Origin of the sequence: Amycolatopsis sp. GM8, from assembly GCF_021653975.1 — a bacterium.
Taxonomy (GTDB): domain Bacteria; phylum Actinomycetota; class Actinomycetes; order Mycobacteriales; family Pseudonocardiaceae; genus Amycolatopsis_E.
Genome location: NZ_JAJKFK010000009.1, coordinates 157,712 through 180,321, shown reverse-complemented (window position 1 = coordinate 180,321; position 22,610 = coordinate 157,712). Strand labels below are relative to the sequence as shown.

At 70.0% G+C, this 22,610-nt stretch carries 24 protein-coding genes; 6 read left to right on the top strand and 18 right to left on the bottom strand.

All coding sequences use genetic code 11. The annotated features are described in order from the left end of the window. A partial coding sequence (locus LOZ83_RS33920) for an aspartate/glutamate racemase family protein (RefSeq protein WP_236795889.1) occupies nt 1-544 on the top strand: 544 nt, incomplete at its 5' end. A 48-nt stretch (nt 545-592) separates the two neighbouring features. Here the strand turns inward: LOZ83_RS33920 and LOZ83_RS33915 are convergent. The 9 genes from LOZ83_RS33915 to LOZ83_RS33875 form a co-directional block, all read right to left on the bottom strand. Continuing rightward, nucleotides 593-985 (bottom strand): hypothetical protein, encoded by a 393-nt coding sequence (locus tag LOZ83_RS33915; protein WP_236795888.1) that lies wholly within the window; start codon nt 983-985, stop codon nt 593-595. A gap of 94 nt (nt 986-1,079) precedes the next feature. Beyond that, nucleotides 1,080-1,745 carry a sirohydrochlorin chelatase gene (locus LOZ83_RS33910; protein ID WP_236795886.1) on the bottom strand — a complete coding sequence of 222 codons (666 nt, stop codon included), beginning with the start codon at nt 1,743-1,745 and terminating at the stop codon, nt 1,080-1,082. Further along, nucleotides 1,742-2,869 (bottom strand): uroporphyrinogen-III synthase, encoded by a 1,128-nt coding sequence (locus LOZ83_RS33905; RefSeq protein WP_236795884.1) that lies wholly within the window; start codon nt 2,867-2,869, stop codon nt 1,742-1,744. Before LOZ83_RS33905 ends, LOZ83_RS33910 begins: the two co-directional genes overlap by 4 nt. Then, nucleotides 2,866-3,204 carry a nitrite reductase small subunit NirD gene (nirD, locus tag LOZ83_RS33900; protein ID WP_374202750.1) on the bottom strand — a complete coding sequence of 113 codons (339 nt, stop codon included), beginning with the start codon at nt 3,202-3,204 and terminating at the stop codon, nt 2,866-2,868. Before nirD ends, LOZ83_RS33905 begins: the two co-directional genes overlap by 4 nt. Then, entirely contained in the window at nt 3,201-5,723 is a 2,523-nt protein-coding gene (gene nirB / locus LOZ83_RS33895; RefSeq protein WP_236795882.1) for a nitrite reductase large subunit NirB, read from the bottom strand. The genes nirD and nirB overlap by 4 nt, the downstream gene beginning before the upstream one ends. Before the next feature lie 11 nt (nt 5,724-5,734). Next, nucleotides 5,735-7,102, bottom strand: coding sequence for a NarK/NasA family nitrate transporter (locus LOZ83_RS33890; RefSeq protein WP_236795880.1), 1,368 nt, complete (start codon nt 7,100-7,102; stop codon nt 5,735-5,737). A gap of 12 nt (nt 7,103-7,114) precedes the next feature. Beyond that, nucleotides 7,115-8,560: an FAD-dependent oxidoreductase gene (locus LOZ83_RS33885; RefSeq protein ID WP_236795879.1), complete on the bottom strand. Its 1,446-nt coding sequence runs from the start codon at nt 8,558-8,560 to the stop codon at nt 7,115-7,117. Then, a complete protein-coding gene (locus LOZ83_RS33880; protein WP_236795877.1) occupies nt 8,557-10,626 on the bottom strand; it encodes a molybdopterin oxidoreductase family protein in 2,070 nt (689 codons plus the stop codon). Before LOZ83_RS33880 ends, LOZ83_RS33885 begins: the two co-directional genes overlap by 4 nt. Before the next feature lie 125 nt (nt 10,627-10,751). Next, a complete protein-coding gene (locus LOZ83_RS33875; protein WP_374202749.1) occupies nt 10,752-11,543 on the bottom strand; it encodes a TIGR02569 family protein in 792 nt (263 codons plus the stop codon). A gap of 83 nt (nt 11,544-11,626) precedes the next feature. Here LOZ83_RS33875 and LOZ83_RS33870 point away from each other — a divergent pair, with 83 nt between their 5' ends. Then, the gene (locus LOZ83_RS33870) at nt 11,627-12,103 is read left to right on the top strand and encodes a hypothetical protein (RefSeq protein WP_236795875.1); all 477 of its coding nucleotides are present in this window, start codon (nt 11,627-11,629) and stop codon (nt 12,101-12,103) included. 1 nt (nt 12,104) lies between these two features. On the opposite strand, the gene moeZ is transcribed toward LOZ83_RS33870, so the two are convergent. The 5 genes from moeZ to LOZ83_RS33845 form a co-directional block, all read right to left on the bottom strand. Further along, nucleotides 12,105-13,283 carry an adenylyltransferase/sulfurtransferase MoeZ gene (moeZ, locus tag LOZ83_RS33865; RefSeq protein WP_236795873.1) on the bottom strand — a complete coding sequence of 393 codons (1,179 nt, stop codon included), beginning with the start codon at nt 13,281-13,283 and terminating at the stop codon, nt 12,105-12,107. A gap of 104 nt (nt 13,284-13,387) precedes the next feature. Next, nucleotides 13,388-13,648 (bottom strand): hypothetical protein, encoded by a 261-nt coding sequence (locus tag LOZ83_RS33860; RefSeq protein WP_236795871.1) that lies wholly within the window; start codon nt 13,646-13,648, stop codon nt 13,388-13,390. Beyond that, nucleotides 13,608-13,802, bottom strand: coding sequence for a hypothetical protein (locus LOZ83_RS33855; RefSeq protein WP_236795869.1), 195 nt, complete (start codon nt 13,800-13,802; stop codon nt 13,608-13,610). The genes LOZ83_RS33860 and LOZ83_RS33855 overlap by 41 nt, the downstream gene beginning before the upstream one ends. Before the next feature lie 49 nt (nt 13,803-13,851). Then, complete coding sequence (locus LOZ83_RS33850) at nt 13,852-14,949, bottom strand: DUF3152 domain-containing protein (RefSeq protein WP_236795867.1); 1,098 nt, start codon at nt 14,947-14,949, stop codon at nt 13,852-13,854. A gap of 80 nt (nt 14,950-15,029) precedes the next feature. Continuing rightward, entirely contained in the window at nt 15,030-16,034 is a 1,005-nt protein-coding gene (locus tag LOZ83_RS33845; protein WP_236795865.1) for an alpha/beta fold hydrolase, read from the bottom strand. An 85-nt stretch (nt 16,035-16,119) separates the two neighbouring features. On the opposite strand from LOZ83_RS33845, the gene LOZ83_RS33840 reads away from it, so the two are divergent. After that, on the top strand, nt 16,120-16,749 hold the full coding sequence (locus LOZ83_RS33840) for a TetR/AcrR family transcriptional regulator (RefSeq protein ID WP_236795863.1): 630 nt from the start codon (nt 16,120-16,122) through the stop codon (nt 16,747-16,749). 52 nt (nt 16,750-16,801) lie between these two features. Here the strand turns inward: LOZ83_RS33840 and LOZ83_RS33835 are convergent, their stop codons facing one another. Both LOZ83_RS33835 and LOZ83_RS33830 read right to left on the bottom strand, forming a co-directional pair. Further along, nucleotides 16,802-17,698: an alpha/beta fold hydrolase gene (locus LOZ83_RS33835; protein WP_236795861.1), complete on the bottom strand. Its 897-nt coding sequence runs from the start codon at nt 17,696-17,698 to the stop codon at nt 16,802-16,804. Then, a complete protein-coding gene (locus LOZ83_RS33830) occupies nt 17,695-18,591 on the bottom strand; it encodes a diiron oxygenase (RefSeq protein ID WP_236796007.1) in 897 nt (298 codons plus the stop codon). The genes LOZ83_RS33835 and LOZ83_RS33830 overlap by 4 nt, the downstream gene beginning before the upstream one ends. Nucleotides 18,592-18,640: 49 nt before the next feature. Between LOZ83_RS33830 and LOZ83_RS33825 the strand changes: the two genes are divergently transcribed. Further along, a complete protein-coding gene (locus LOZ83_RS33825; RefSeq protein WP_236795859.1) occupies nt 18,641-19,387 on the top strand; it encodes a TetR/AcrR family transcriptional regulator in 747 nt (248 codons plus the stop codon). Further along, nucleotides 19,377-19,682, top strand: a complete 306-nt coding sequence (locus LOZ83_RS33820; RefSeq protein WP_236795857.1) for a DUF4873 domain-containing protein — start codon at nt 19,377-19,379, stop codon at nt 19,680-19,682. The genes LOZ83_RS33825 and LOZ83_RS33820 overlap by 11 nt, the downstream gene beginning before the upstream one ends. A 50-nt stretch (nt 19,683-19,732) precedes the next feature. Here LOZ83_RS33820 and LOZ83_RS33815 read toward each other — a convergent pair whose 3' ends face one another. Both LOZ83_RS33815 and LOZ83_RS33810 read right to left on the bottom strand, forming a co-directional pair. Beyond that, nucleotides 19,733-19,963, bottom strand: coding sequence for a DUF3107 domain-containing protein (locus tag LOZ83_RS33815; protein WP_236795855.1), 231 nt, complete (start codon nt 19,961-19,963; stop codon nt 19,733-19,735). A 45-nt stretch (nt 19,964-20,008) separates the two neighbouring features. Then, on the bottom strand, nt 20,009-20,656 hold the full coding sequence (locus LOZ83_RS33810) for a ferritin-like fold-containing protein (RefSeq protein ID WP_236795853.1): 648 nt from the start codon (nt 20,654-20,656) through the stop codon (nt 20,009-20,011). 318 nt (nt 20,657-20,974) lie between these two features. Between LOZ83_RS33810 and LOZ83_RS33805 the strand changes: the two genes are divergently transcribed. After that, entirely contained in the window at nt 20,975-22,576 is a 1,602-nt protein-coding gene (locus LOZ83_RS33805) for a DEAD/DEAH box helicase (protein ID WP_236795851.1), read from the top strand. Nucleotides 22,577-22,610: the final 34 nt, after the last annotated feature.

Genomic DNA, 22,610 nt, shown 5'->3' with positions numbered 1-22,610 from the left:
GTATTTGGTGCGACCCCCGGTCGCGCTGTGCGCCGCGGGGGGGCGGGGGGGGTGGGGCGCCCACGGCCGCGAAGGCGCGCGGGAACTGCTCGACGTTCCCGTCATCGACATCACCGAAGCCGCCGCGCACCTGGCCTGCCTGCTGGGCCGCCGCTACGGCGTGGTGACCACTTTGGACAGAGCCTGTGGGCTCATCGAGGACAGCCTGCACACCGCCGGAGTCGCCGCGCACTGCGTGGGTGTCGTCGGCTCCGGGCTGGGTGTGCTGGAACTGGCCGACGAGGTGCGCACCGCGTCGGCACTGACGACCGCGGCGCGACGAGTGCGCGATCGCGGCGCGGAGGTCGTGGTACTCGGCTGCGCCGGCATGACCGGCCTGGACCGGCGGATCAGTGCCGCGCTGGACATCCCCGTCATCGACGGCGTGGCTGCCGCGGTCCGGCTCGCGGAGTCGCTGGTTTCCCTGGGACTGAAGACGAGCCGGGTGAGTTACCCCAAGCCGCTGCCCAAGTCCCGCCGCTGGGGTCCGTCCACAACGGACTGATCGTCCGGGCCCCGAGCGGCCCGGACGATCAGCCTCCGGCAGATGGTCTCAGGTGTTCGAACCGGACGCGGTGCCCTGCTGCTGACCGGGGAAACCGCCCATACCGGGCCCGCCGTAACCGCCACCGAAGCGGCCATAGCCACCCGTACCGGGGCCGAACTGGCTGGTGTCCGAGGAACCGGTCGTGTGCCCGATGATGAAGCCGACGCTGCCACCGACGATGAGCGCGACGACCGCGAAAAGGCTCGCGAGGCCAACGGAAAGCGAGCGCGACTTCGCCGGGGCGGCAGGCGGGACGGGCGGCGCGGCGGGGGCTGCCGTGGCCGTCGCCGTCCCGCCCTGCCCGGTCGCGCCGTGTGCGGCGGACCCGCTGGGGGACCCGAAGCTCTCGGTCGGGGCGTGGGCGGCACGCGGATCGTGCTGCGCCGGGTCGGACGTCATCGTGTTCTCCCTGCGGAACGGTTGCTGACGCGTACGACCTTCGTCGCCCGAGCTGGGAGACCGGTATGCGGAACCTACGAACGAGCTGTGAACCTCAGGCGGCCATCGAATACGCGGCCTGCCGGTACCGCCGCAGGACGAGGTCGACGACTCCAGGGTGTGCGCCGAGCGGTTCGGCCACGACATCGGCACCGGCAGCCTCCAGGCGTTGCTGGAACAGGCCCGGTGCGAGCAGCCAAGAGGCAACGGCGACCCGGCCACCAACGGCCTGCACGGCCTCGCTCGCCGTGGGACGAGCCGTTGCGGCATAACCGATCCGGACAGGAACGGCCAAAGCCGCGGAAAGGGCACGAGCCGCCGAACGGACTTCCGCCAGGGCACGCGGATCGCTCGAACCCGCCGCCGCGAGCACGACCGCATCACCGCGGCGGTAACCGGCCGCCACCAGCCGGTCGCGCATCGCTTCGATCAGTTCCGGTGCGGGACCGAAAGCGTCGGTGAGCACCACATCACGGCGCCCGCTCGCCGCGATCTGGGCCGGGATATCGGTGCGCACGTGGTAACCCGACGCGAGAAAGGCCGGGATCACCACCGCCGGTCCACGCACGGAACGCAACACGCTCGTCACGTCCGGTTGGAGGACATCCGCGTACGCGACCCGAACCGGCACCCCGGCCTCCGCCTGCACGAGCGACGCGAGCTCAGCGATCACCCGTGGCCCGGCGGGATTCCGGGTACCGTGCGCGACCAGGACGATCACCGCGCCACCGCCAGCCGGTACCCCCGCTTGACCACCGTCTGCACCAGCTTCCCCTCACCCAGCGACGTTCGCAGCCGCCCGATCGCCGTCTCCACCGCGTGCTCCTCGCCGCCACTCGGCAACGCCGCGGTCAGCTCCCGCCGCGAGACGACCCGCCCCGGTTCCCTTGCCAGCGCCCGCAACACCGCCATCGGCGCGGGCGCGACCTCGCACAGCTGACCGTCCACAATGGCCGCTTGGCCGCGCAGCTCGATCTCCCGCCCGGCGGCGCACAACCGCGGCGTGCGTTCCATCAGCGACTGCGCCACGGTCCGCGCCAGCGCCCCGATCCGCGCGCGAGCGGGCTGCACGGTCGGAATTCCCAGCGCCGCCAAGGGTGCGGCGGTGATCGGGCCGACGCAGGCGACCAGCACCCGGTGCGTCAGCGCGTCGACCAGAGCCGCCCGGCGCCCGGTGCGCTTGGCCATCGCCAGCATGCTCGCCGCGGCGGGCGCGCTGGTGAACGGCATCGCGTCGATCGCCCCGTCGACCACAGCGTCCAGCAACCGGTCCAGCGGGCCGGGATCGGCGGGACCGACCCACCGGTACACCGGCACCTCGATCACCTCCGCCCCCGCCGCGCGCAACGAGTCCACAAAGTACGGCAGCGGTTCGCCGTGCAGCTGCACCGCCACCCGCTGACCGTCCACACCGGACTCCAGCAGGTGCTGCAGCAGCTCGGCATTGCTCTCCGACGCGGGCGAGTACTGCTCCTGCAGCCCGGCCGCCCTGATCGCGCCGCGTGCCTTCGGGCCGCGGGCGAGCAAGGTGGCCTTGTTGAGCTGGTTCAGCAGTTCCTCGCCGAGTCCCCAGCCTTCGGCCGCCTCGACCCAGCCGCGGAACCCGATCCCCGTGGTCGCGACGACCGCGTCGACCGGATCCCGGAGCAGCCCGGTGGTCGCCGCGTGCAGCTCGGTGTCGTCGGCCAGCGGCACGATCCGGATCGCCGGCCCGTACCGGACCGTCGCGCCCTTGCGCACCAGCAGCGCGCCGAGCTCGTCGGCACGCCGGGCGGCGGTGATGCCCACCGCGAAACCGGCGAGCGGCGGGATCGCCGTGTCAGGCGGGAGACCGGGGGCTGTCATGGCGATACGTGCACCACCCCGTCTACCACGCGCACCGGGTACGTGCGGATCGCGACGGACTCGTCGTCGAGGCACACCCCGGTGCGCAGGTCGAACCGCTGCTTCAGCAACGGTGAAGCCACGAACGGCCGCCCGCCGGACTCCCCCACCAGACCGCGCGACAGCACGGCCGCCCGCGCGAACGGGTCTATATTGGACAGTCCATAGCAGTCGCCGTCCACCGTCAGGAAGATCGCCACCTGCCGGCCGTCCGGCAGCAGGGCCGCGACTCCACGGCCGGGGATCAACCGGCTCGCCTCGCACACCGCGACGGTGCGGGTCTCCATCGCCGTCATCGCGACACCACCTCCGGGACACCCAACAGCACGGGCACCTTCTGCTCCCGCTCTTCGGTGAACGAGATCGTCGGATCCGGCGCGCCCGGCGCGTTCACGAACGACGTGAACCGCGCCAGCTTCTCCGGATCCTCCAGCACACCACGCCACTCGTCGGCGTAGTTCTCGACGTGCTTGGCCATCGCCGCGTCCAGCTCATCGCAGATACCCAGCTTGTCCTCCACGATAACCGCGCGCAGGTGGTCCAGGCCACCTTCCAGCTCCTCGATCCACGGCGCGGTGCGCTGCAACCGGTCCGCGGTGCGCACGTAGAACATCAGGAACCGGTCGATGTACCGGATCAGCGACTCGGAGTCCACATCGGACACCAGCAACTGGGCGTGGCGCGGGAGGATGCCGCCGTTACCGCCGACGTAGAGGTTCCAGCCCTTCTCCGTCGCGATGACACCGAAATCCTTGCTCCGCGCCTCGGCACATTCCCGCGCACACCCGGAAACCCCGGACTTCAACTTATGCGGCGAACGCAAGCCGCGGTACCGCAGCTCCAGCTCGACGGCCATCGCCACACTGTCCTGCACGCCGTAGCGGCACCACGTCGAGCCCACGCACGACTTCACCGTGCGCAGCGCCTTCCCGTAGGCGTGCCCGGACTCGAAACCGGCCTCCACCAACCGTTTCCAGATGTGCGGGAGCTGGTCGACGGTCGCCCCGAACATATCGAGCCGCTGCGCGCCGGTGATCTTGGTGTACAGCCCGAACTCGTCGGCCACCTCGGCGATCACCTTCAGCTTCGCCGGGGTGATCTCGCCGCCCGGCACCCGTGGCACCACGGAGTAGGTGCCGTTGCGCTGCATGTTCGCCAGGAAATGATCGTTGGTGTCCTGCAGGCTGGCCTGTTCCCCGTCGAGGATGTGCCCGCCCTCGCCCTGGGTGGTGTCGACGGTCGCGAGGATGGAAGCGACCGCCGGCTTGCAGATCGCACAGCCCGCGCCGGTGCCGTGCTTGGCGATCAGCTCGCCGAACGTCGTGATCCGGGTGGCCTTCACGATCTCGAACAGCTCGCGCCGCGAGTGCGCGAAATGTTCGCACACGGCTTTCGACTGCACCACACCGCACGCGTCGAGCAGCTTCGACAGCATCGGCACACACGAGCCGCAGGTGGAGCCGGCCTTCGTGCAACTCTTGATCGACGCGACGCTGTCGCAGCCCTGCGCCCGGATCGCGTCGGTGATCGCGCCCTTGGTGACCGCGTTGCACGAACAGATCTGCGCGGCGTCGGGCAAGGCGTCGACGCCGACCGCGCCGGACGCGCCTTCGGGCGCGAGCATCGCCGCCGGGTCCGCCGGTAGCGGGCTGCCGACCAGCGGCCGGAGCAGGTTGTAAGCGCTTGCATCGCCGACGAGCACACCACCGAGCAGCGTCCGCGGCTCGTCCCCGGAGACGACGAGTTTCTTGTAGTACCCGGAAACCGCGTCGGCGAGCACGACTTCCAGCGCGCCTTCGGTGGTGGCGTGCGCGTCGCCGAAGCTCGCCACGTCCACACCCATCAGCTTCAACTTCGTCGACATGTCGGCGCCGGGGAACTCGCCATCCTTGCCGAGCAGCTGAGCCGCGACGATCTCGGCCATGGCATAGCCGGGCGCGACGAGCCCGTAACAGCGGCCCTCGACCGCGGCGCACTCCCCGATCGCCCACACGTCCGGATCGCTTGTGCGGCAGGACAGATCGACGAGCACACCGCCGCGCTCCCCGACGTCGAGACCGGCTTCGCGGGCCAGCTCGTCACGCGGGCGGACACCGGCGGAGAACACGATGAGGTCCAGGTCGAGTTCGGTGCCGTTGGTGAGCTTGGCACACAGCCGGTCGCCGTCCTGCTCGATCCGCTCCGCCGACGTTCCCGTGTGGACGGTCAGGTCCAGCTCGGTGACCAGCTTGCGCAGCAGGTTGCCGCCGCCGTCGTCGACCTGGATCGGCATCAACCGCGGCGCCATCTCCACGACGTGCGGCGAAAGACCCATGTCCCGCAGGGCCTTCGCCGCCTCCAAACCCAGGAGTCCACCACCGACGACCATCGCCGCCGCGCGGCCGCGTTTGCGCTCCTTGGCGCTTTCCACGGCCGCGCGGATCGCGTCGAGATCGTCGATGGTCCGGTAGACGAAACAGCCGGGCAGGTCGTGCCCCGGCACCGGCGGCACGAACGGCCGCGAGCCCGTGGCCAGCACCAGCGCGTCGTAGGACTGCGTGAAACCGCTTTCCGTGACCACGGTGCGCCCGGCCCGGTCGACCTTCGCCACCGGATCACCCAGCCGCAGCTCGATGTCCGAGTGCTCGCCGAGATCGAGCGCCTGCGCGTCCCATCCGTCCACATAGGACGTGAGCGCGACCCGGTCGTAAGCCGGGCGCGGCTCCTCGGCGAGCACGACCACCCGCCAGGTGCCCTCGGTGTCCTCGGCACGGACGGCCTCCACCAGGCGGTGACCCACCATGCCGTGCCCGGCGACGACCAGCGTCCGCGTCATCTCTTCCTCCCTCAAACCTGGGACCCGGCCAGCGCGAGCCCTTTCTCGCTCACCGGAGCGGCGGACTTGCGCAGGTAAACGACCCAGGTCACGACGAAACACGCGGCATAGAACGCCAGGAACCCGATACAGGCCGGGGTCCCGCTCTTGACCGCCGCGAACGACTGCCGGAACGCGACGTTGATCAGCACACCACCCAGTGCGCCGATCGCACCGGCCAGCCCGATCAGGGCGCCGGACAGCTTGCGCGCCCTGAGCAGCTCGGCCGCCTCGTCCGCGCCCGCCGCGATGGCGGCCTTCGCCTTGGCCTTGAAGATGGCCGGGATCATCTTGTACGTCGAGCCGTTGCCGATGCCGGTGAGTACGAAGAGCACGATGAACGCGGTCGTGTACAGGGCGAGCGAGCTCATGTTCGACGCCACGATCAGCAGGGCGGTCATCACGGCCATCCCGACGAAGTTCCAGAACGTGACCCGGCCGCCACCGATCCGGTCCGCGAGCCAGCCACCGACCGGCCGGGACAGCGAACCGAGCAGCGGCCCCAGGAACGTCACGTACGCGGCCTGCAGGGGGGTGCGGCCGAACTCGTTCTGCAGCACCAGCCCGAACGCGAAGCTGTAGCCGATGAACGAACCGAAGGTGCCGATGTAGAGGAAGGACATCACCCACGTGTGCGCGTCCTTCATGACCTCGCGCATACCCTTGCGGTCGTTGCGCACCGACGCGATGTTGTCCATGAACAGCGCCGCACACACCGCCGCGATCACGATCAGCGGGATGTAGACGGCGAGGATGATCCGCGGCGCCGCAGTGCCTGCGCCCGCGATGATCGCCAGCCCGACGAGCTGCACGACGGCGACGCCGAGGTTGCCGCCACCGGCGTTGAGGCCGAGCGCCATGCCCTTGGCCTTCTCCGGGAAGAACGTGTTGATGTTCGACATCGAGGAGGCGAAGTTCCCGCCGCCGAATCCACAAAGGACCGACAGCAGCAGGAACACGCCGAACGACGTGCCGGGCTTCATCACGAAGGCCGCGGTGATCGTCGGGATCAGCAGCAGCATTGCGCTGATGACCGTCCAATTGCGACCGCCGAACCTGGCCACCGCGAACGTGTACGGGATCCGCACGAACGAGCCGACGAACGTCGCGGCCGAGGTGAGCAGGAACTTGTCGCTGACGGAAATGTGGTACGCCGGGCCCATGAACAGCACCAGCACCGACATCAGCGACCACATCGAGAACCCGATGTGCTCGGTGAGGATCGAGAACCACAGGTTCCGGTTCGCGATCTTCTTCCCGGTGGCCTGCCAGAAGGACTCGTCCTCCGGATCCCAGTGCTCGATCCAGCGGCCGCCGCGGGCGTGAGTTTCGGTGGTCATGTGTCGCTCCTGTCAGGAAGTGGTCGCGAGCCAGTCGGCAATGCCGCTGACCGTGTCGCGGCAGCTGCCGCAGCCGGTGGTCGCCCTGGTCGCCGAGGCCAGCTCGGCCACCTCGGTCGCCCCGGCCCGGAAGGCTTCGACCAGCCGCCCCTTGGTCACCGAGTTGCAGCGGCACACCACGGCGGAGGCGGGCAGGTCGGCCGGCCCGGCCGCGGCCGGCACGCCCGAAGGCAGCGCACGGCCGAGCAGGACGGCAAGGCGGTCCGCGGGAACGGGCAGCCCGCGGTCGTAGAGCTGGGTGATGGTGGCGGCCGCGTCGGGTGCGCCGAGGAGGATCGCTCCGGTGACGCGGTCTTCGCGGATCACGAGTTTCGTATAACGGCCGCCGGTCGGGTCGGTCAGGGACAGGACTTCGGCATCCGGATCGTGCACATCGGTGTGCGGGTCGCCGAGCGCGGTGAGGTCGACCCCACGCGCCTTGAGTTTCGTGACGACCCGGGTTCCCTTGTAGCGGGCGGAAACCCGGGTGCCGGTGAGCAGGTCGGCCAGGATCGCGGCCTGCTGCCACGCGGGTTCCACCAGCCCGGACACGGCGTCGGGATGCTGGGCGCAGTCCCCGATCGCGGAGATCCTCCCGTCACTGGTGCGTAGCGTGTCGTCCACGACGATGCCGCGATCGACGGTCAGCCCGGCACGCCGGGCCAGTTCGGTCTCCGCACGGACTCCCGCGGAGACCACGACGAGATCGGCGGCGACCTTGCTGCCGTCGTCGAGCTTGAGTCCGCCGCCCGGCAGATACCGGGCCGCGCTCGCGTTCAGCCGGAAGTCGATGCCATGCGTGCCAAGGATTCTGGCGAGCACGCGGCCGGCACCGGGGTCCAGCTGGCGCTCCATCACGTGCCCGGCCGGATGGACGACGGTCACGAGGTTTCCGTTACCGGCCAGGCCGCGTGCTGCCTCCAGCCCGAGCAACCCGCCGCCGAGCACGGCGACCGGCGCACCCGCTTTCGCCACGGCGAGAATGCGTTCGCAGTCTTCGAGCGTGCGGAAGGTGACCACACCGGGCGCGGGCAGGCCGTCCTCGCCGGTCAGATCCTCGACCGGCGGCAGCCAGGGCTTGCTGCCCAAGGCGATCACGAGCGCGTCATAGTCCACTTCGGACCCGTCGTCGAGTGTGACGACGCGGCGGTCCCGGTCGATGTCCGTCGCGGCGACACCGGTCCGGAGGTCGACGTGATGTTCGTCCGCCCAACCGGGATCGTGCAGGCGCACCAGATCCGGCTGCATCGTCCCGCCGATGACCGCGGACAGCAGCACCCGGTTGTAGGCGTGATGCGGTTCCGCACCGATGACGGTCAGCGCGATGCCGGTGCCGTCCGGGTCGCGCCGGCGGATCTCGTCCGCCAGCCGCGCGCCCGCCATGCCGTACCCGAGCACGACGATCTTCCGCGGGCTCATGCGGCCTCCAGCGCCACGGCGCACACCTTGAACTCGGGCATCCGGCTCGTCGGATCGAGCGCGGGGTTGGTCAGCAGGTTCGCCCGCTGGGCGCCCGCGAAGTGGAACGGCAGGAACACCAGGTCCGTCCGCATCGAGGGCACGCATCGCACGCGCGCGGTCATCTCGCCCCGCCGGGACCTCAGGTTCGCCCAATCTCCTTCACTGACACCGAATCGGGCGGCGGTATCGGGATGCACCTCGACGTACGCCTCCGGGACGGCTTCGTTCAGCTCCGCGACCAGCCGGGTCTGCGCGCCCGACTGGTAGTGCTGCAGCACCCGGCCCGTGGTGAGCTGCAAGGGAAACTCGTCGTCGGTCGGCTCGGCGGGCCCGCGGTGATCGACCGGTACGAACCGCGCGAGCCCGTCAGGATGCGCGAACCGGTCGAGGAACACCCGTGGGGTGCCGTCGTGATCTTCCCGCGGCACCGGCCAGTACAACGCTTCACCCGCGCGCAGCCGGTCGTAGGTGATGCCGGAGTAGTCCGCAAGACCGCCCCTCGAGGCCTCGCGCAGCTCGGTGAACACGGCCTCGGCGTCGACGGGAAACCGGTGCGCCGGCTGGCCGAGCCGGCTGGCGAGTCCATTGAGGACCTGGAGGTCGGTGCGCACACCCGCCGGTGGATCGATCGCCCGCTGCCGCAACAGAATCCGGCCTTCCAGGTTCGTCATCGTGCCGCTCTCCTCGGCCCACTGCGTGACCGGAAGCACGACATCGGCGAGCGCGGCGGTCTCCGACAACACGAGATCCGCGACCACCAGGAAGTCCAAAGCGGACAGTCGCTCGGCCACGTGCGCCGATCGCGGCGCGGAAACGACCACGTTGCTGCCGAACACCATGAGCGCCTTCGGCCCGGTCTCGGTGCCCAGCGCGTCGAGCAGCTCGTACGCCGACCTCCCGGGCCCGGGCAGCGACGAAGCCGGGACTCCCCACACCTTCGCGACGTACTCACGGGCGGCCGGGTCGTCGATCTTGCGGTAACCCGGCAGCTGGTCGGCTTTCTGCCCGTGCTCACGACCGCCCTGCCCGTTGCCCTGACCGGTCAGGCAGCCGTAGCCGGACCCCGCGCGGCCGGGAAGTCCCAGTGCCAGCGCGAGATTGATCCACGCACTGACCGTGTCGGACCCGCTCGCATGCTGCTCGGCGCCGCGCGCGGTGAGGATGTACGCGTTGCGGGCCTTCGCCAGTCGTTCGGCGACCCGCCGCTGATCAGCGGCGGGGACCCCGGTGACCCGCTCGACCCGTTCCGGCCACCAGCGCGCGACGATCCGCCACACCGCCTCGAAACCGCGGGTCCGCTCGTCCAGATAGGACGATTCGAGATACCCGTCGGCGACGACGGCGTGCAGGATTCCCAGTGCCAGCGCGAGATCCGTGCCCGGCGCGGGAGCGAGATGCAGGTTTCCCTGCTCGGCCGTCGGGGTCCGGCGCGGGTCCACCACGACCAGGCCGCCGACCTCCGACACCGGCCGCAGGTGCTGCATGAACGGCGGCATCGTCTCGGCCGGGTTGGCGCCGACGAGCAGCACCGCGTCCGCACCGGCCAGATCGGTGAGCGGGAACGGCAGGCCACGGTCGAGCCCGAACGCCTTGTTCCCGGCGGCGGCCGCGGAGGACATGCAGAACCGGCCGTTGTAGTCCACCTGCGACGTGCCGAGCGCCACCCGCGCGAATTTCCCGAGCAGGTAAGACTTCTCGTTCGTCAGGCCACCGCCGCCGAACATCGCGGCCGCGTCTTTTCCGTGCCGTGCCTGGATTTCGGTGAGCCGCCGGGCGACCAGGTCGAGCGCGTCGTCCCAGCTCGCCGGCACCAGCTCGCCGTCGACCCGGACGAGCGGCGTCGCCAGGCGTGCGGGCGAGGTCAGCAGGGCACCGGAGGTCCAGCCCTTCTGACACAGGCCGCCGCCGTTGGTCGGGAACTCGCGAGGCGCGATCGTGGTGCCGGACACGGTCATCCCGCACTGCAGCGCGCAGTACGGGCAGTGGGTGGCCGTGGCCACCTGCTGATCCGCCGTCAGCGTCATGCGCACCTCCCTCACCTCGACGGACTCTGACGGTAAGGACGGCGTGTTACCTGAAAACGCCGGAATGTTTCAGGCGTTTGACATTGCTCGCGATTCGGGCGTGCCGTGCGGTGAGAATCCCCTGTTCACAACACTTCGCTGACCCAGGCGGCGGCGGTACGCAGGCCGTCGAGCGCGGAAACGGTGGCGCGGGGGTTGAGCGAGTTGCCGGCGAGGCGGAACAGCACGGCCCGCAACAGAAGCTGCGACCATTCCGGCAGATGTGACCAGCGTCGCAGGAATTCCAGATCGGCACCGCCCCAGGCGACGGCGTCCACCGCGGCGACGGCGGCGCCCCATTCGGCGGGACGGTAGTACGGCTCGAAGTCGACGATCCCGGGTGGGGACGGTCCGTCGAACAGCACGGCGCCGAAGAGGTCGCCGGGGACGACCTGGTCCGGCAGCCGCACGGGTCTTCGCGCCACGGCGAGCACCTCGAACCAGCGCCCGCCCTTGCTCTCCTCGACCGGCACCTCGGCCTCGCCCCACGCCATCCGGTCGGCGAGCGTGTCATGCCCTTGGCGGCGGCTGAGAAAACCCGGCCGCGGCAGGTTTTCGGTGGCCTGCGCGAGTTTCAGCGCGGCCAGCATCGTCTCGTCGTGCCGGTGCTCGCGCTGTCCTTCGAGGAACCGGCTGGCCGCCCAGCCACCGATGATCCAGCGGCCGTCGGTGGCCCGCACCGGCCGCGCGATCCGCAGGTCCGGCACCACGATCCGGCCGAGGACATCGGCCAGCCACACCGTGCGTGCCCGGTCCGTCACGGGTTTGAACACCAGATCGCCGCAGCGCCAGGCGGAACTGCCCGGCAGCCGCTCGGGTCCGCCCGGTGCGCCGAACGCGTCCAGCACACGCTGCGGCACGGGGGGACCGGATGACACGCGTTGCAGGCTACCGCCGCACCCGGCACGTTCTCGACCAAAAGCCCGGTAAGACCGCCGCGGAAATGGCAGTCTCTCCTGCCATGCGAGTGATCGTCGGGCAGCTGGCCGCCGTCTGGGTGGCCGGCATGATCGTCGCCGGGAGCGCCGGGTGGCTGTTCGTCGTGGCGGCGTTCCTGAGCGCGCCGGTGCTGACGGTGCCCGCGCTGCTCGCGATGTTCGGCCTGGTCTACCTGATCGGCTGCCTGACGCCGGGCGCGAGCGCGCTGTCGGAGAAAGCGGTCAGACGGCTGCTGTGGGCGCTGCTCATCACCGTGGCGGGCACGGTGGGCGCCATCCTGATCCCTGGCGTGCTGGACGCGCTGCACGCCGGACGGCTCGGCGCCGCTGCCGTGCTACCGCTGGGACTGCCATTCCTGCTGGTCGCCGGGATGCTCGTGCGGAACCTGCCGGTGCGGGTCGCGGCAGCCGCGCTCGCCGTCACCCTGGTCTGCCTGGGCATCTGGCTGCCAGAAGGCGGCCACTACCTCGCCGCCTTCTGGCACTACACGTTCCGCTGACTCAGTACGTCGGCAGGCTCTGGTCGATCTGCTTCGCCCAGGCCAGCACGCCGCCGCCGAGGTGCGTCGCGTCCTTGAAGCCCGCGCGGTGCAGCGCGGCCAGCGCCTCCGCCGAACGCGCACCCGACTTGCAGTGCAGCACGATCGGCTTGTCCTGCGGCAGTTCCGCCAGCGCCTCACCGGAAAGGATGCGGTCCTTCGGGATCAGCTTGGCGCCCTTGATGTTCACGATCTCGTACTCGTGCGGCTCGCGGACGTCGATCAGCTCGAAGTCCTCGCCCGCGTCGAACTTGGCCTTCAGCTCGGCCGGGGTGATCGTGTGTCCCGAAGCGGCGGTGGCCGCGTCGTCACTCACCACACCGCAGAACGCGTCGTAGTCGATCAGCTCGGTGATCTTCGGGGTCTCCGGGTCCTTGCGGATCTTGACCTCGCGATACTTCATCTCGAGCGCGTCGTAGCTGATCAGGCGGCCGAGCAGCGGCTCGCCGATACCGGTGATCAGCTTGATCGCCTCGGTCACCATGATCGAGCCGATGGACGCGCACAGCACGCCCAGCACGCCGCCCTCGGCGCACGAGGGCACCATCCCCGGCGGCGGCGCCTCCGGGTAGAGGTCGCGGTAGTTGAGGCCCTTGCCGTTCGGCGCGTTCTCCCAGAAGACGCTGACCTGGCCCTCGAAGCGGAAGATCGAACCCCACACGTACGGCTTGTCCATGAGCACCGCGGCGTCGTTGACCAGGTACCGGGTGGCGAAGTTGTCCGTGCCGTCCAGGATCAGGTCGTAGCCGGCGAAGATGTCGAGCGCGTTCTCGTTGGTGAGCTGCTCGGTGTGCAGGATGACGTCGACGAGCGGGTTGATCTCGGCGATCGACTCCTTGGCCGAGACGGCCTTCGGCTTGCCCACGTCGGACTGGCCGTGGATGATCTGCCGCTGCAGGTTCGACTCGTCCACCACGTCGAAGTCGATGACGCCCAGCGTGCCGACCCCGGCCGCGGCGAGGTACAGCAGCGCGGGGCTGCCGAGGCCACCGGCGCCGATGACCAGCACTCTCGCGTTCTTGAGCCGCTTCTGCCCGTCCATCCCGACATCCGGGATGATCAGGTGCCGGCTGTACCGGGCCACCTCGTCCTTGGTGAGCTCAGCGGCCGGCTCCACGAGCGGCGGCAGCGTGCCTGACATCGATCCTCCATCTCGCGCGATTCGCATGGTCGCGTAGTCCAGTATCCACAACGCGGCGGAGGGGCAAGCTCTTCCCGAGGGGTGGACAGCACGCCCAGCCCGAATCAGCTCTCCTGCAGCACCCGGCGCAGTGGTCGAAGTCGGCTCACCGGGCTCGCCATACCGAGGAACTTGAAGTCGACAGTCGCAATATGCGCGACCTGCATCCGCTCGGCCATGGCAAGGACGATGCCGTCGACGTAACCGAGCGGTCCCGTCACCAGCTGCCGAGCAAGTTCAGTTGCCCGGCTTCGATCGCTATCCACGGGATCGACAATCACGAAGTCACCCGAACCTATCAGCAAAGCGCCGTCCCAGCGCTCCAAGAGAGCGAGGCTCCACGATCTCGCGATCGCGTCGCGCCTCGGCCATGATCTCCCGACAACGGGCCGAAAGATCATGCGCGCCGGTGCTGACCAGACCGGCCCAAGGGAAACGCCGACGAATGGCCTCGTAGTCGATCGGCTGGTCGTCACTCACGATATGAGGATAACCGCCAGAACGCCGGCCAAGAGCCGTGACATGCCAGTTACCCGGCGGGCGGGGTGTCCCCCAGGTTCAGCACCGGCCAGGCGTTCGGCTTGCAGACCTTGCCATCGGTCGGCACCGCCTTCGAGTTGTAGATGTCCACCTGGTTCAGCTGGGCGACGTAGTCGTTGCTGACCCCGAAGGTCTGCTGCATCATCACCGGCGCCAGCTCGCCGTTCGTCTGGCAGCCGACGTGGGTCTTGCCGAGCGCGTGGCCGACCTCGTGGTTGATCGCGTACTGCCGGTAGGTGCCCATGTCCGCGCCGAACGCCAGCGCCCCGCGCACCCAGCGCGCCAGGTTGATGATCACGCTGCGCTGGAAACCCTTGATGTAGCAGGAAGTCGGGAACGGGATGCCGAACCCGCACAGATCGGCGCGGGTCGCCGTGTCCGGGGTGGTCAGGCGCACCCGGAAGTCCGGGTTCGGGAAGCTCGCGTCGACCCGCTGCAGGCTGACCTTGCCGGTGCCGATCCAGCTGCGCGTGTCCGAAAGCGTGGCCTCGACGGTCCGCGCGTACGAGTCGTCGCCCGCGTAGCTCGACGGATCGATGCCGTCCTCGACCTCGACCGTGTAGTGATAGAGCCGCCCGGTGGTTCCGGCGCGCTTGCCGCTCGTGCCGTCCTGCGCCAGCGGCACCACGTGCCAGGTCATCCGGCCGCCCTGGCTGAACGCGCCGCCCTCGGGCAGCGCCGCGGTGGGCACGTTCAGATTCGCTGGCAGCGCGGGCTTTTCGTTGATGTCGCTGCCGGCGGTGACGCTGCTGGCGTCGGTTCCGGTCGGCCCGCTCGGCGCCGGCTGCGCGGGGTCCCGCGCGGTGTTGAAGACCACGAGCGCGGTGATGACCACCAGGATCGGCAGGGCGTACATGCGCCAGCCGTACGCCTTCGTCAGCCCGCGGACCCGGCCACGGTCGCGGCGCGCCTGGCGTGCCTGCGCCGGGTTCTGCTCCAGCTGCCCGGGCTCGGGGCGCCACGAGGCGCTCAGCGGCTCACCGGTGGTCCGCCGGCGACGCGGCTGGTAACGATCACCCGGGACGTCGCGGCGGCGGGCCGAAGATCGCTGATCTTCGCTGCGCGCCCCGTCCGTCACCCGATTCACGCGCCCAGGGTGCCACACCACCTTGCCGCTCCGCACAGCGACTGTCCGGCCACACAACGGGTTTACCTCACCCGGACGGCCTACCAGGCGTTCCCTTCCGCCCGTTCCCACATCCCCAAAACCGCACGTGCGACCGCCGTCGGCCGCTCCATCTGGGCGACGTGGCCCGTCCTCGGCAGCACCAGCAGCCGGCCCCGTGCCAGCGCGTTCGCCGTGCGCCGCGCGCGTCGCACCGAGATCACCCTGTCCTCACTGCCCCACACGACCAGGCTCGGCACCGGCACCAGCGGCGCGACCGACCACAGCGACGCCGGACCGCGCGTCAACCAGGTCCGGACGATGCCCAGGGTGCTCGCCGACATCGCCGCGTTGGCCCATTGCAGCCCGGCTCGCGCGCTGTGCTCCTCAGCGAGCTCGTCGAGCCGGTGGGCCGGGAAGGCGCCCGGCTCGGCGAAGCACAACTTGATGACCTGCGCCGCCTTGTCCCGCGCGGTCTGTCCGGCCAGCCGGCGACGGATCCCGCGGCCGACGAACGGCAGGTACGCCAGCGCCATCGTCGGATCCGAGAGCCGCCGCGGGTCGGGCCTGAGGTCGGGCATCGCGGGCGAGATCAGGGTGAGGGAGCGCACCAGGTCCGGGCGGCGTGCCGAGATCAGCAGCGACACCGCACCGCCCATCGAGTTGCCGAGCAGGTGGACCGGGCCACCCAGCCCCTCCACGAACTTCGTCAGCTCGTCGGCGTGCTCGTCGAGGCTGAACCGGAACCCGTGCGCCGGCTCGGAGAACCCGAACCCCGGCAGGTCGACGGAGATCCCGCCGGCAGACGGCGCCAGCAGCGCCGACAGGTCGGTCCAGTTCGTGGATGAACCACCGAGGCCGTGCACGTACACGGCGGTCGCTTCGGTGGTGCCGGGAGTGCGGCGCACGTGGAGGGTGACACCGCCCGACGTCTCGACGCCACCCGGCCACGGAGGCAACTTCGGGTCGAGCGCGGGCAGTGGGGTGGTGGAGAGAGGCACCTGGGTGACCGGCGAGCGTCTTCTGCCCGTGGGGGCGGCCCCGGTCCTGGTATCAGTGTCGGTCATCAATCCAGGATGCAACTGGATGCCCGGACTTGGCGACTTCTCGGTACCGGCGAGTAATCTCGAACGGGTTGAACCAGGAGGAACTATGACGGAAATGGCGCCCACACAGCAGCGGGGAGTGCGGCTGCCGCGTACCGAGCGGCGGGCGCAGCTGCTGTCGGCGGCGCAGCGTGTCTTCTCCGCCAACGGCTACCACGCGGCGGCGATGGACGAGATCGCCGAGCAGGCCGGAGTGTCCAAGCCCGTGCTGTATCAGCACTTCCCGGGCAAGCTCGACCTGTACATCGCCCTGCTGGAGAGCCACGTCGACGAGCTCGTCGGGCGGGTGCAGGGGGCGCTGGGTTCCACGACCGACAACAAGCAGCGCGTGCAGGCCGCGGTCGGCGCGTTCTTCGGCTTCGTCAGCAACGACGCCGGCGCGTTCCGCATGGTGTTCGAGTCGGACCTGCGCGGCGAGCCCGCGGTGCAGGAGGCCGTGGACAGGGCAACCTCGGCGAGTGTGGACGCGATCACCGAGACGATCACCGCGGACGCCGGCCTGGACGAGGACAAGGCGCGGTTGCTCGCGGTGGGCCTCGTCGGGTTGAGTCAGGTGAGCGCGCGGTTCTGGCTCGCACATCACAGCACGATGAGCCAGGACGACGCCGTCGCGCTGACCGCGACCCTAGCCTGGCGCGGCATCGGCGCCGGCTTCCCCCTCCACCAGGGCAAGTAGCGCGCGAGTCGGACGCCCAGGACGCCGAGTCCGACACTCGCGACGGCGAGTTCTACCCGGCTTCCAGCAGGGCGCGCAGGCGGGTGGCGACGCCTTGGCGCCGCTCGTAGGTCAGCTCGTGCCCGGCGCCCGGGAACAGGACGAACTCCGCGCCGGGCAGCTCGTCGGCGATGACCTTCGCGTGCCGCACCGGCGTGATCCGGTCCCGGTCGCCGACGAGGATCACACTCGGCTTCCCGGCGAGCGTCGCGAGCGCGGCGCGGCGGTCGTGCTGCGAGATCGAGTCACGGAAACCGCCGACACTGCGCGGATGCGCGCGCAGGAACTGCGCCGTCATCGCCCGCACATCGGCCCGGTCGACCCGCTTGCCGAACGCGATCCACTTCGTCGCCGGCCGCGCGAGAACGGCCGGAATGGGCACGAACTCCTTGCCATAGCGGGAAAGTGACCGTGCGAGCGCCTTGTCCACCCGCATCGCCGCGCGCCCGGCGGCCCCGCGCAGCCCGAGGGTGAGCCGGTCCATGTTCGAGCACGACGTCGCGATGAACGCCACACCCGCGACCCGCTCGCGCACCAGCCCGGGATGCCGCTCGGCCAGCTCCATGATCGTCATCCCGCCCAGGGAATGCCCGGCGAGCACGACGGGCCCGTCCGGCACCTCTTCGCGCAGCAGCTCGGCGAGATCGTCGGCGAGCTGTGCGATGGTCGCCGTACCCGGCTTCGCGGGGGCCGACGCGCCGTGCCCGCGATGGTCGTACCGGACCACCCGGACTTCCGGCGGCAGCAGCGGCAGGATCGGCTCCCACTCGGTTTGGTCCTGTGTCCACGCGTGCACGAGAACGAGGGTCAGGCGCGCGCTCTCCGGTCCCGAACTCTCCACGTACAGCGCCGTGCCGTCCGCGGTGAGAAAACGGTGACCGGTCCCCCTGCGACCGGCCACCGCGGTCACTTGGCCACCAAAAACGACCTGCGCCACATCCGCATTCCCGGGGCACCGACCAGCCCGGCCTCGTCGAGGAACGCGACAATGCGCTCACCGGCCCAGCGCATGGTCTCCTGGAAGTGCGGATTGGCCATCGCGGTCTCCCACGCCTCCTTCGGCCGCAGCCCCACCGACGCGTAAACACGCGGGTTGATCAGGCTCCGGGTGATCGCGAAGCTGACCGACGCGATCAGCCAGCGCTGGTAGTACAGCTCCGTTTTGGACAGTTTCGCCATGCCGCGGGTGACCTCTTCGCGCGCGAACGTGACGTGCCGGGCCTCCTCCAGCACATGGATCCGGTTGACCATCCGGACCAGCGGCTGCACGTTCTCGTCGGCCATGCTCTCGCGCTGGAGCCGGTCGAGGACCTCTTCGGCGACCAGGATCGAGCCGTACAGCGCGGGGCCGTAGCCGAGCACCGGCAGCAGCTTGCCCAGCTGGTGCACGATCTTGACCGGGCCGTACGGCGGCGCGTCGAAACGCTCGACCATCCGCGCGAACATCGTCGAATGCCGGCACTCGTCGGCGATCTCGGTCAGCGCGTACTGGACGTGCCGGCTCGTCGGGTCGCCACGGTAGATGTCCTTGAGCAGCAGCTGCATCAGCAGCACCTCGAAGAAGATGCCGTTGCTCGCGATGCTGGCGATCTCGTGCTTGCCCAGCTCGATGCGCTGCTCGGGGGTCAGCTGGTCCCACAGGTGGGTGCCGTAGAGCGAGCACCGGTGCTCGAGCTCGTAGGGCTTGCCCTCGGGCAGCGGTGCCGCCCAGTCGATGTCGACCTCGGGGTCGTAGAACTTGTTCGCGGAGGATTTCAGCAGCCGGTCCGCGGTCTTCTCGCGCCCGTCGAGCATCCGCGTCATCGCGCCTCCCAGGTTCATGTAACTTGAGGTAACAGTTACCTTTGGTAGCATGGCTCCCGTGGCGGAACATGTCAAGCGCGGCAAGACAGGCGACGCGCCCACCGGGGACGCGCGGCGCGACCGCTGGCGCAAGCACCGGGTGGCCCGGCGGGCGGAGTTCGTCGGGGCCGCGCTGAAGGCGCTGGACGAGCACGGGCCCGACCTCGCGATGGAGGACGTCGCGGTGGCCGCTGGTGTCACGAAACCCGTGCTGTACCGGCATTTCGCGGACAAGGCGGACCTGTACGTGGCGCTCGGCCAGCGCGGCACGGAACTGCTGTTCTCCCGGCTCGTCCCGGCGATCAACGCCGAACTGGCGCCGGTGCCGCGCATCCGGATGGCGCTCGACGCGTTCTTCGGCGTGATCGAGGAGCACCCGAACCTGTACCGCCTGCTGGCGCGCGGTTCGTTCCTGGACAAGCCGGTGAACGCCGACGTCGTCGCGGAGGACAAGGAGCTCATCGCGACCGCGCTGAGCACGCTGCTCGGCGACTACATGCGGATGTTCGGCCTGGACTCCGGCGCGGCCGAGCCGTGGGCGTACGGGATCGTCGGCATGGTGCAGAACACCGGCGAATGGTGGCTGGACCGGCGGTCGATGAGCCGGGACGCGGTGGTCGAGTACCTGACGCAGATCATCTGGGCCGCGATCGACGGCCTGGCCCGGCAGCAGGGCATCACGATCGATCCCAACCTGCCGCTGGAAGCGAACAAGGTCGTGCTGTTCCACTCGAAGGAGGCGTCCGATGCCGGCTGACGACGAGGGCTACACGGGTCCGGCGACGCTGGTCGTGGCCGGGCAGGAGTTCGACGTCGAGGTCGACCTGCGGGGACATTTCCAGCCCATCGACGGCTATTACCGCTGGTACGGGCGCATCGCCCGGGACGAGCGCCTGCACGAGCTGGCCGGCGGGCGCAAGCAGCCGGCCGAGATCCGCACGCCGGACGGTTTCGCGAGCGGCGAGCTGTCCGATCCGGACCCCTGGGGCCGCTACCGCCTGCTCGGCGTGAGCACGCCGCCGTTCGCGGTGGCGACGGCGCTGGCCGAATAACGAAAAGGGACGCCCGCGATCGCGGACGTCCCTTGCCAGAGAGCCGAAAACTAGGCGCCGACGGCGAAGCCGACCTTGCGCACGTCGGTCGGGGCGATCTCGACGTAGGCGATCCGGTCGGCGGGCACGATGAACTTGCGCCCCTTCTCGTCGGTGAGGCGGAACAGCCCGTCGGCGGCCTTCAGCGCGTCGGCGACCAGCCCCTCGACCTCTTCGGCAGACTGGCCACTGGACACCACCAGCTCGCGCGGCGTGTCCTTGATGCCGATCTTGACCTCCACGTGTGACCTCCGCCTGATGTGTTCTTGACGTACTTGCTGCCCAGGCTAGCTGAGTCCGAGCTTCTGCATCCGCTTGCCGTGCCCCTGTTGCAACCGCCGGAACAGGGCGGCGATTCCCGACAGATCACCCGAGCCGGCGACGATCAGCTCGGCCAGCCCGTCCCGCTCGGCCACCACGTACTGGGCCTGGGTCAGCGCCTCCCCCAGCAACCGCCGCCCCCACAGCGCCAGCCGGTCGCGCGTCTTCGGGTCGGCCTGGATCGCCGCCGCGACTTCGCGCTCGGCGAACTCCGAATGCCCGGTGTCGGCGAGCACCGTCGTCACCAGGTCCTTGGCCTGCTCGTCCAGCCAGCTGCCGACCTCGCGGTACAGATCCGCGGCGAGCCCGTCCCCGACATATGCCTTGACCAGCGATTCGAGCCAGGACTTCGGCGCCGTCGAGGCGTGCCAGGCGTCGATGTGCGCGACGAACGGGGACATCGCGTCCTCGACGGTGACGCCGTGTTCGCGCAGATACTGCGACAACATGTCGTAGTGGCCGATCTCCGCGGCGGCCATCGAGGCCAGCGCCGCGCGACCGGAAAGAGTGGGGGCGGCCCGCGCGTCCTCGGCCAGCCGGTCGAACGCCGAGAGCTCGCCGTACGCGATGACGCCGAGCAGGTCGACGACGCCTTCACTGATCTGGAAAGTCACGGCTGAGACCCTATCTGCTACTGGAAGAGACCAATCCCACCTGGACACGCCGGGCCGAAAGTCCGAGGCCAGGAGACCAGCCAGTACAATGTGTGCTGTATAGACGAGCTTCCGCGCCGGCTTGGCGCGGATATCGGGCCCGCCGTTCGCTGGCGGGCCGTGACAACACAGTGTGCGTGCACGCCTTTTGTGCGGCATTCCCGCGGCTACGGATTCGCGGTCGAGTGCTGAGATCCGACCAGGTGAGTGCGCGCTGGTACGAGAGAGGCGATCACACTGACCGCGAGCACTTCCGACAACCGAACAGATACCGACCCGGTGGCCCTCGAGCACAGCGAGAGCGGCCTGCCGGAGTCCGACCCCTCACATCCGCTGCAGGCGGGGGCCGAGGTCGAGCCGGAAAACCCGACCTTCGGCGAGTTCGGCGTCCGCCCGGAGATCGTCCGCGCGCTGGCCGAGGCCGGTATCGAGCGGACCTTCGCCATCCAGGCGCTGACGCTGCCGCTCGCCCTCGAGGGCGAGGACCTCATCGGCCAGGCCCGCACCGGCATGGGCAAGACCCTGGGCTTCGGCGTCCCGCTGCTGCAGCGGATCGTCACCCCGGGCGACGGTACGCCGCAGGCGCTCGTCGTGGTGCCCACCCGCGAGCTGTGCCTGCAGGTCACCCATGACCTGACCGACGCCGGCAAGCACCTGGGCATCCGCACCCTCGCCATCTACGGCGGCCGCCCGTACGAGCAGCAGATCGATGCCCTGCGCAAGGGCGTCGACCTGGTGATCGGCACCCCGGGCCGGCTGCTGGACCTGGCCGAGCAGCGGCATCTGGTGCTGGGCAAGGTCCGCGCGCTGGTGCTGGACGAGGCCGACGAGATGCTCGACCTCGGCTTCCTGCCGGACATCGAGCGCATCCTGACGATGGTGCCCGAAGAGCGGCAGACGATGCTGTTCTCGGCGACCATGCCGGGCCCGATCATCACGCTGGCCCGCACGTTCCTGCACCGCCCGACGCACATCCGCGCCGAGGAGAACGACGCGGGCGCGGTGCACGAGCGCACCACGCAGTACGTCTACCGGGCACACTCGCTGGACAAGCCCGAGCTGATCGCCCGCATCCTGCAGGCCCGTGAGCGCGGCCTGACGATGGTGTTCACCCGCACCAAGCGCACCGCGCAGAAGGTGGCCGACGATCTCGCCGAGCGCGGGTTCGCCGCCGCCGCGGTGCACGGTGACCTCGGTCAGGGTGCCCGTGAGCAGGCGTTGCGCGCGTTCCGCTCCGGCAAGATCGACGTGCTGGTCGCCACCGATGTCGCGGCCCGCGGTATCGACGTGGACGACGTCACGCACGTGATCAACTACCAGACGCCGGAGGACGAGAAGACCTACGTGCACCGCATCGGCCGCACCGGCCGCGCGGGCAAGACCGGCGTCGCGATCACGCTCGTCGACTGGGACGAGGAAGCGCGCTGGAAGCTCATCTCCGACACGCTGCACCTGGACATCCCGGAGCCGGTGGAGACGTATTCGACGTCGAAGCACCTGTTCAGTGACCTGGACATTCCCGAGGACTCGACCGGCCGGCTGCCGCTGGGCAAGCGGACCCGCGCCGGGCTGGCCGCGGAGCCCGAGGAGAAGATGGGCGGCGGCCGCAAGCGCCGTTCGCCGGAGTCGTCGGCGCCCCGCTCGCGCAGCCGTCGCCGCACCCGCGGTGGTGCCGCCGCGGCCGAGGCCATCGAAAAGGCGGATGCCGCGGAGAAGTCCGACGAGGACCGTCCGCGCCGCCGCACCCGCGGCCGCAGCGCGGAGACGGCTCCCGCCGCCGAGCGGGAGGGTGGCGACAACGCCGAACGTCCCGCGCGGCGCCGCCGTCGCCGCCGTTCGGGGGCGGCAAACACGACCGACACACCCGCTTCGGCAGACTAGGGGCAAGCGCGCCGACAACGGGGAGAAGCAGAGC

Excerpts from the sequence above, each read along its gene's own strand:
- LOZ83_RS33915 (WP_236795888.1), bottom strand. The coding sequence starts at position 985 with ATGACGTCCGACCCGGCGCAGCACGATCCGCGTGCCGCCCACGCCCCG.
- moeZ (WP_236795873.1), bottom strand. The coding sequence starts at position 13,283 with ATGTCAGGCACGCTGCCGCCGCTCGTGGAGCCGGCCGCTGAGCTCACC.
- nirB (WP_236795882.1), bottom strand. The coding sequence starts at position 5,723 with ATGACGCGGACGCTGGTCGTCGCCGGGCACGGCATGGTGGGTCACCGC.
- LOZ83_RS33905 (WP_236795884.1), bottom strand. The coding sequence starts at position 2,869 with ATGACAGCCCCCGGTCTCCCGCCTGACACGGCGATCCCGCCGCTCGCC.
- nirD (WP_374202750.1), bottom strand. The coding sequence starts at position 3,204 with ATGACGGCGATGGAGACCCGCACCGTCGCGGTGTGCGAGGCGAGCCGG.
- LOZ83_RS33880 (WP_236795877.1), bottom strand. The coding sequence starts at position 10,626 with ATGACGCTGACGGCGGATCAGCAGGTGGCCACGGCCACCCACTGCCCG.
- LOZ83_RS33830 (WP_236796007.1), bottom strand. The coding sequence starts at position 18,591 with ATGACGCGGATGCTCGACGGGCGCGAGAAGACCGCGGACCGGCTGCTG.
- LOZ83_RS33890 (WP_236795880.1), bottom strand. The coding sequence starts at position 7,102 with ATGACCACCGAAACTCACGCCCGCGGCGGCCGCTGGATCGAGCACTGG.
- LOZ83_RS33825 (WP_236795859.1), top strand. The coding sequence starts at position 18,641 with ATGGCTCCCGTGGCGGAACATGTCAAGCGCGGCAAGACAGGCGACGCG.
- LOZ83_RS33870 (WP_236795875.1), top strand. The coding sequence starts at position 11,627 with ATGCGAGTGATCGTCGGGCAGCTGGCCGCCGTCTGGGTGGCCGGCATG.
- LOZ83_RS33885 (WP_236795879.1), bottom strand. The coding sequence starts at position 8,560 with ATGAGCCCGCGGAAGATCGTCGTGCTCGGGTACGGCATGGCGGGCGCG.
- LOZ83_RS33845 (WP_236795865.1), bottom strand. The coding sequence starts at position 16,034 with ATGACCGACACTGATACCAGGACCGGGGCCGCCCCCACGGGCAGAAGA.
- LOZ83_RS33820 (WP_236795857.1), top strand. The coding sequence starts at position 19,377 with ATGCCGGCTGACGACGAGGGCTACACGGGTCCGGCGACGCTGGTCGTG.
- LOZ83_RS33840 (WP_236795863.1), top strand. The coding sequence starts at position 16,120 with ATGACGGAAATGGCGCCCACACAGCAGCGGGGAGTGCGGCTGCCGCGT.